At 48.8% G+C, this 7,184-nt stretch carries 5 protein-coding genes, 1 rRNA gene and 1 pseudogene; 2 read left to right on the top strand and 5 right to left on the bottom strand.

The window, feature by feature from the left end; translation table 11 throughout:
- The 5 genes and pseudogenes from JMI88_RS39000 to JMI88_RS39020 all read right to left on the bottom strand — a co-directional run.
- A pseudogene (locus tag JMI88_RS39000) lies at nucleotides 1-1,226 on the bottom strand (hypothetical protein); the annotation flags it as partial.
- 437 nt (nucleotides 1,227-1,663) lie between these two features.
- On the bottom strand, nucleotides 1,664-2,734 hold the full coding sequence (locus tag JMI88_RS39005; protein ID WP_201367490.1) for a methyltransferase: 1,071 nt from the start codon (nucleotides 2,732-2,734) through the stop codon (nucleotides 1,664-1,666).
- Between the two features lie 64 nt (nucleotides 2,735-2,798).
- Nucleotides 2,799-3,680, bottom strand: coding sequence for a UbiA family prenyltransferase (locus JMI88_RS39010; protein WP_201367491.1), 882 nt, complete (start codon nucleotides 3,678-3,680; stop codon nucleotides 2,799-2,801).
- A gap of 85 nt (nucleotides 3,681-3,765) precedes the next feature.
- A complete protein-coding gene (locus JMI88_RS39015) occupies nucleotides 3,766-4,335 on the bottom strand; it encodes an anti-sigma factor family protein (RefSeq protein WP_201367492.1) in 570 nt (189 codons plus the stop codon).
- A gap of 2 nt (nucleotides 4,336-4,337) precedes the next feature.
- Nucleotides 4,338-4,973 carry an RNA polymerase sigma factor gene (locus JMI88_RS39020; protein WP_201367493.1) on the bottom strand — a complete coding sequence of 212 codons (636 nt, stop codon included), beginning with the start codon at nucleotides 4,971-4,973 and terminating at the stop codon, nucleotides 4,338-4,340.
- A 114-nt stretch (nucleotides 4,974-5,087) separates the two neighbouring features.
- On the opposite strand from JMI88_RS39020, the gene JMI88_RS39025 reads away from it, so the two are divergent.
- Together JMI88_RS39025 and JMI88_RS39030 are read left to right on the top strand one after the other, a co-directional pair.
- On the top strand, nucleotides 5,088-5,543 hold the full coding sequence (locus tag JMI88_RS39025) for a DUF6249 domain-containing protein (protein ID WP_201367494.1): 456 nt from the start codon (nucleotides 5,088-5,090) through the stop codon (nucleotides 5,541-5,543).
- 355 nt (nucleotides 5,544-5,898) lie between these two features.
- A 16S ribosomal RNA gene (locus JMI88_RS39030) occupies nucleotides 5,899-7,184 on the top strand; the annotation flags it as partial.

The following is a 7,184-nucleotide window of genomic DNA, read 5'->3' on the forward strand; positions in this document are numbered from 1 at the left end:
TTCAATGTCCAGTCGCTAAAACCCAGCTGAAAGGACGTCTGGGAACCATTGCTGTAGTTGATAAAAGCAGTGCCCACAGAGGGACCACCAGTGGCCGCGCCAATAAAACCTAATTTTGTCGCCTTCGCGACCGGAGTGACAGCGATTGTTTGCCCATTGGCCTGGTAATTATCGGGTGAACCTGGCAACACATCAGGCCACTGGAATTTCATATTATAGTTGCCAGCGAGATCGTTGTTATAGGAGATAGTATAGCCAGTTCCCCAACCCATAGCCGATGCCGAATAGCTGGCACCACCACCATCAAAATTACCCGGTGCTGAATAGGCATCATCACTCATACCAGTGTTGTTGTAGGGATTGGTATACGTGGCGGCACGCGCACCATAGGCGAAGATATGCATCTTTGCGCCGCCAGTAAGTGAGGGCAATGTCACACTTACTGCTTGCTTTGTGGCGTTCGTCTTAATTGTTGCATAGAAGAGATACGTTTTTACGTTCTGGGTTCCACTTCGGATGTTCCGATATGGCTGTGCAGACACGATAGCATTGCCATAAGAAGGTGAATTTGCTCCACCACCAAGTGTCCAGTCACTCATGCCCAGCGAGAAGCTTTGCGTGGTCCCATCGCTGTATGTCACAATCACAGTACCACTGACAGCACCACCAGAGGCAGCTCCGATAAAGCCGATCACCTGGGTATTTGCCTGTGAAAGCGGAAGTACCTGTCCGCTGGCTTGCCAGTTATCTGCCAGAGTAGGACTACTCTGATTATTCACATTTGGCCAGGCAAATTGAATACCATCATAAATAAAAGGGATGCCCGGCTCGATGTTGGTCGTAATTAATGCGTCATAAGAATAACTACCATTAGCGCCATCGAAGTTTCCGGCTGTCACGTTTGACTTCGAGCTAATACCAACATTATTAAAAGCAGGAGCGCTGCTCACAGCTGTATTCATTGCCTTAGCAGAAAGGCGCTGATGAGGTGGAACAGCATAAAAAGACTGTTGAGCCTTACTTCGATAGGTAGCAGCATCACCAATAAGGCCTGGAGCCGCAGCCTTCGCAGTATGGGGTTGCAAACGTATACTGGTTACGGAGAAGGCCGCACCAGCTAGCACCACAAGCGTGAGGAAAGATGTAAGCAGAATTCGGCTGCGTCGGCGAAAGAAGGTTGACTGAGGTGTCTGTGAAGCCTTCCCTTCCCTAGGATCAGGATTCATAATAAATTGTTCTCCTGGTTCTGTGAACATGCATATATTTCTATATGAAGTTCATAAAAATTATATAGTGATAAAGATAAAATATATCTGTAATCCTTAACAGGATGTACATGCAATTTAACCTGTTTCCTTGAGAACAAAAGGGGAATATGACAGGATAATAAATATTTTTTGCAGTTAATTATCCTGATACAGATTTAATTATGAATATTTTGTATACACGTATTCTTTATGGATCTATGCCGTAAATGCATTAGCAAATATACTTTAGATAAACAAAGCTTGTCAATAAGTTTAAACTTATGTATATTATCACGACAAAAACATACATAATAATACTTTTTGAAACATTTTATCACTGTTAACTAAAGCCCAAATTGCCCATTTACACTCGGGGCAATTTGTTTCTATCAGGGCATGTTGATGCAATAATCCCGTCAGGTTGTTTTTTTGCGGGCACTGATGAGAGTGGCTCCGGGAGTGAGCAGCCGGTGTTCGCGCACCTGCTCCATGCCACAGGACAGCAGCCAATCTTTGACTTCGGGAAAGGAATAGCAGGTACCGCCAACGATTTCCATGGTGTTAGCCATCAGCTGTACCATGATGTTGGCAAGCCCGGAGTAGCGAGTTTGATGGGGGATCTGATCGACGAAGAAGATCTGTCCACCCGGCTTCAGGGTGGCAATAACTTTGGTCAGCAAAGCGCGATTCTGCTCTGGCTGCAGCAGATGGGCAATATGAAAATAGAGGGCAGCATCAAAGGTGGCTGGAAATTGTTGCTCAAAAGCATCATGCAAAAGGTCTGTACAGACAAAGTGGATCTGTTTAGCCAGCTTCTGCCGTTCCACCGTGCGCATACCGGCTTCAATACCAGGTTGAATATCTAAAACTGTAGCTTGTAAATGCGGATATTTGTGACAGAGCATAGCGCTATAAGCTGCATGCGAGCCGCCAATATCTACCAGGCTGCTTGCACCTTTGGGCAAACGGATTTTGTAAATGATCTCTCTCCCAACAACACTGGCCAGGGCTGCTAACCCTGCGTAGTGGCGCGACAATTGACGCTGCACCTCAGGATCGCTGGCGTCTTCTTCGTATGGCATACGCAGCGAGGGCTGGTGAGTACGGATGGCAGCAGGCAAATTCTTCCAGATAGCGACGATGTCCGGGCTGTGTAGAATATATGGCGCCACGGAGAAAGGTGAGCTTGTCAGCAGCCAGCGGCGCGCGATGCGCGAATTGCGATAGCGGCCCTTGCGCTCCCATATATATCCAGCAGAGATCAATACCTGGAGCAAGAGTTTCAGTCCTTCAGGATGGCAATCCAGACGCTCGGCCAGGCTATCCAATGTCAGCGCCCCGTGATCCAATGTATCAAACAGATTGAGTTCGCAAGCGGTCACTAACGCCTGGGCAATCCCGGGCACCAGCGGCGTATCGAAAAGTGGTGAGGGCAACAAATTAAAGCTTGCCAGAACGTGATCAAGTAGAGATAAGCGTAACGGCATGCGCGATACCTTTCGACAAGAACATAATACTCATTTCATTCAGAGGCCACAATTTTAATACGTTTCAGACCAGAAAGACGCTGCTTAGCCAGCCGCTGGCCAGAATCAGACAGGTGAATACCGTCAACCAGAAATAATGTTTGTCGTTTTGTGAGTTCTGCCAAAGGCGAGGCCAGATAGCCAATATAATGATCAGCACACACACCAGAGCCAGCGTCGGCCATACAATCAGGGGGCGCACGCTGACAATGTTCATCAGCGTAAAAAGACCAACCAGCACAGCTGCGACCAGGATTAGCAGGGGACAGACCAGCAGCGTTTTTTGTTCTCCCAGTACAACTGCCAGGGTGCGTGCATTGTTAGCCGCGTCTTCTGCAATATCTGGCAACGAATTGGCGAGATTGAGTACGATACCTAGCAGCGCGGCCACAGGGAACAAGCAAAAGAGGATGGGTGAGCTATGGCCAACGCCTACAAAGGCATAGACAGGAATTAGTGGAATCATCAGCGCAAAGACAATGCCGCTCCAGGGTGTTGATTTTAGTCCCAGATTATAACTCTGTCCTATGATCAAGTAAAGCACTGAGATGAGCAAGGCCAGCCAGTTGATGGGTAGGAGCAACAGGAACATGAGAATGATCCATGCCCAGCCAAAGAACAGCGCCTCGCGCGGCGATACCAGTCCACGAACGATGGGCTTCTCCTGGCGCTTGCTCTCCATGTCTAGCTTACGGTCGCAATAATCGTTGAGCACGGCAATAGAGCATTGCATGGCAAAGTGCGCGCCAATAACCAGGAGCAAGGTGGTCCAGACCAGATGGGGCCAGGCGGCCAGTACAGCAAAGACGGTTACCGCTACTGTATGTATCAAAACTGGTCCAGGATGACAGAGCAAAAAAAAGCCCAGCGCTCTATCGCCAGGCCGTCGCTGTTTCAGAGTTCCCATAGCACGCTCCCCTTAATCTGCCAACGCCCCACTCTTCCACAACCAACCAATAACCCATCATATCAAGAAACCTACAAAGAGAAAATTACCAGACCGGTAAACGATCCATTACAGCTTTATACCACTGATCGCGTACATCAGAGCCCGCTACCGCCAGCGTAATCCAGATGCCAAGCAGCGTTCCCAATATCCACAAGAAGAGCATTATGGTATTAGTATTAATGTTGACCAATCCCTGCCAGAAAGAAAGGACGAATAAGGATAAGGGATCATGTCCATTAGCGATAGGTAATGCAGCACGCGCTGACGGCTGCTCCAGTACAATCCCTAGCATTGTGATGGTCGCTAAGGCGACAGCGGTCAACATCTCAGGCAACGAAGGTCGAAAAGAGGTCAGGGGGCGCGCTGCCTGTTCCTGTGCTGCAACTTGCTGTGAACTTACCGCTACGCGTCGCATGATATTCATGGTCAGATCTGCTGGCTCACGCACCATATCCATATTAGTAAGAGTCTGGTCGATTTCTACCAGTAAAAAATATTCGCGGCAGCAGGCAGAGCAGCTCGAAAGATGCAATTCTAGAGCGCGGGTTTGCTCTAAATTCAATTGCTTATCAATATACAATTGTAGTTGGCGGGTCGCTTTCGAACAATGCATGACTAACCTTTCGTTTTCCACTCTTGATCAAACGCCTCTAAACGCTCCTTCAGCAGATTCCTTGCTCGAAAAAGATGCGTTTTTATTGTCCCGATAGGCATAGTCAAAATTTCAGCCATTTCTTCGTAGGTCATTTCCTGCAAATGTCTCAAAACCAGAACAACACGATATTTAGCAGGTAAGGTTGATATATGTTCTCGTACTATCGCCTGTCTATCATGGGCTTCTAGCTCAGCACCGATGCGCTCATCGCTATCTACAGCCTCCGCCTGTATGGCGATTTGTAATGCGCTATCTTTTTTACGCTGTTCTAATTGCTTCAGGGCACAATTATAGGCAATACGATGTAACCAGGTGGTGAAACGCGCATCCCTCCGGAACGACCGCAAGCCTTGCCAGGCAGCAAGAAAGGTTTCCTGGGTAACCTCATTTGCCTCATCATATTGCTGTAGCATCCGGTATACGAGATTGAACACACGACGTTGATGGCGCTGGACCAGCACAGCGAATGCATCCTGGTCTCCGGCCTGGCTTGCAATTACAAGGGCAGCGTCATCCTGTTCGGTGGATGTCGAAGCTACGCCTGGAAATGATATTCCGATACTTTGTGGTGGCTGCAATAGATACTCACTCATCATGCTAATTTAGAGTTCAATTTGAAAGGATATGTTTCATCAATTTAACGAAACATATATCTTAGTCAAACGTATCTTATCATACAGACAGATATCTGTATAAAGAGGTAGCCCTATATGTCATTCAACGCAATAGTTATTTTAATTGGCTGGCTGATCGCCCTGGCCATTTTTCTTGGCTTCATTATTTTATTGCGCTATATCCAGCACCGTGAACGAATGGCCATGATTAGCCGTGGTCTCCACCCGCCAGAAACGCAGCGGAGGCGCCGCAACAAAGGTATCTTACGAGCCGGCTTGATTACCATGATGGTCGGCATCACCTTGCTGATCGGTTTATATCCGATTGGCTTTTTGTTGCCTGCTACCTTTACTTCTGCACCATTTCATATTGGCCCCTGGCTACTGCCAGGCTTGATTCCATTTGGCGTCGGGCTGGCCTTGACCGGCAGCTATTATTTGGAGCAAAACTCACAGAACGATCTGGAAGATACTAAAGACAACAAGCGCAACAAGAAAGATGATACTAACATTATTCCGCTCAAAGAACGTAAAGAAGGTCCACATGCGTAATGCAACTGCACCCGATGTACGCAGACAATTGTGGTGAATAATGCACTTATGCGTCCATCAGCAGCGTTTTTCTTGGCATAAAAGCGCTCCAGAACCCAATAACCTCTTTTTTTGGGCGTTCTCAAAAATTCATACAAAAACGCTTGACAGAAAAGCCGGTCAGTGTTATTATCTCTCTTGCGCCAGACAGGAAAGTCTAAAGCGTCTACATAACACAAGCAATTGGTAAATGTAGGAACATGAACAACTGAAGAGTGGTAAGGAAACAGAAAAACATAAGCCAGTTAATTGCTTTGATAAGCTTGCCATAACATTGCATAGTAATTCTCCGTAGAGAGTTTTACATATATAAAATTGGATGGCGAGTTTGATCCTGGCTCAGGATAAACGCTGGCGGCGTGCCTAACACATGCAAGTCGAACGCCCTTAGCAATAAGGGAGTGGCGGACGGGTGAGTAACACGTGGGTTATCTCCCTCTGGGTGAGGAATACCGGCGAGAAATCGCCGACAATACCGCATATGCTTGGCAACGAGCAAAGCTCGCAAGAGCGCCCGGAGATGAGCCTGCGCTCGATTAGTTGGTTGGTGGGGTAATGGCCTACCAAGGCGACGATCGATAGCTGGTCTGAGAGGACGATCAGCCACACTGGGATTGAGAACGGCCCAGACTCCTACGGGGGGCAGCAGTGAGGAATTTTCGTCAATGGGGGCAACCCTGAACGAGCAACGCCGCGTGCAGGATGACGGCCTTCGGGTTGTAAACTGCTTTTCTCTGGGACGAGAACGGACGGTACCAGAGGAATCAGCCTCGGCTAACTACGTGCCAGCAGCCGCGGTAATACGTAGGAGGCAAGCGTTGTCCGGAGTTACTGGGCGTAAAGCGCACGCAGGCGGTCAGATAAGTCTGTGGTGACAGTCGTCGGCTCAACTGACGAAGGACGATGGAAACTGTTTGACTTGAGGGCTTCAGAGGGACACGGAATTCCGGGTGGAGTGGTGAAATGCGTAGATATCCGGAGGAACACCAATGGCGAAGGCAGTGTCCTGGGAAGCACCTGACGCTCAGGTGCGAAAGCTAGGGGAGCGAACAGGATTAGATACCCTGGTAGTCCTAGCCGTAAACGATGACCACTAGACGTTGGGGGTATCGACCCCTTCAGTGTCGCAGTTAACACAGTAAGTGGTCCGCCTGGGGAGTACGGTCGCAAGATTAAAACTCAAAGGAATTGACGGGGACCCGCACAAGCAGCGGAGCGTGTGGTTTAATTCGATGCAACGCGAAGAACCTTACCAAGGCTTGACATGGACCTGCACCAGCCGTAACGGGCTGTCTCTTCGGAGCGGGTTCACAGGTGCTGCATGGCTGTCGTCAGCTCGTGTCGTGAGATGTTGGGTTAAGTCCCGCAACGAGCGCAACCCCTGTCGTTAGTTGAACTTCTCTAACGAAACTGCCATTTCAAAATGGAGGAAGGCGGGGATGACGTCAAGTCAGCACGGCCCTTACGCCTTGGGCGACACACACGCTACAATGGTCAGGACAAAGAGTGGCCAACCCGCGAGGGGGAGCTAATCTCGTCAAACCTGGCCTCAGTTCAGATTGGAGGCTGCAACCCGCCTCCATGAAGTTGGAGTTGCTAGTA

The sequence above is a fragment of the Dictyobacter formicarum genome, from assembly GCF_016587435.1.

What these genes read in the sequence shown, in the direction of transcription:
- JMI88_RS39010 (WP_201367491.1), bottom strand. Translation starts at nt 3,680, where the DNA reads ATGGGAACTCTGAAACAGCGACGGCCTGGCGATAGAGCGCTGGGCTTT.
- JMI88_RS39020 (WP_201367493.1), bottom strand. Translation starts at nt 4,973, where the DNA reads ATGATGAGTGAGTATCTATTGCAGCCACCACAAAGTATCGGAATATCA.
- JMI88_RS39025 (WP_201367494.1), top strand. Translation starts at nt 5,088, where the DNA reads ATGTCATTCAACGCAATAGTTATTTTAATTGGCTGGCTGATCGCCCTG.
- JMI88_RS39005 (WP_201367490.1), bottom strand. Translation starts at nt 2,734, where the DNA reads ATGCCGTTACGCTTATCTCTACTTGATCACGTTCTGGCAAGCTTTAAT.
- JMI88_RS39015 (WP_201367492.1), bottom strand. Translation starts at nt 4,335, where the DNA reads ATGCATTGTTCGAAAGCGACCCGCCAACTACAATTGTATATTGATAAG.